This window comes from Paraburkholderia sp. SIMBA_030, from assembly GCF_046535245.1.
Classification (GTDB): Bacteria; Pseudomonadota; Gammaproteobacteria; order Burkholderiales; family Burkholderiaceae; genus Paraburkholderia.
In genome coordinates, this window is the sequence record NZ_JAWRXB010000261.1 from 1 (window position 1) to 305 (window position 305).

Annotated in this window: 1 protein-coding gene; it reads left to right on the forward strand. The window is 62.3% G+C overall.

Annotation, left to right across the window (positions count from 1 at the left end; all coding sequences use genetic code 11):
• Positions 1-104: 104 nt before the first annotated feature.
• Positions 105-305: hypothetical protein (locus tag SB772_RS39925; RefSeq protein ID WP_410838510.1), on the forward strand; the 201-nt coding region annotated here is incomplete at its 3' end.

The window sequence follows — 305 nt, forward strand, 5'->3', positions numbered from 1 at the left end:
TGCTGGTGCTGACGATGTTTGCGCAGAGACAGATCGTTGCAGGATTGACCTCAGGCGCGGTCAAGGGCGGCTAGGCGGGACAATTCAACCAAACGAGCGCAGCCTTGAACCTGTCATCTCCTCCATTCACCGGCCGCCGCCATGTGCTTTGCGTTGGCGCAGCCGTGCTCGACACGCTGTTCAGGGTGCGATCGATCCCGGAGAAGCCGGGCAAGGTACTTCCCTACGAAATGCTGCAGGTCGCCGAGGGTATGGCCTCGAGCGCCGCCTATGCGGTTGTCAGGCTGGGCGGCATGGCAAGCCTC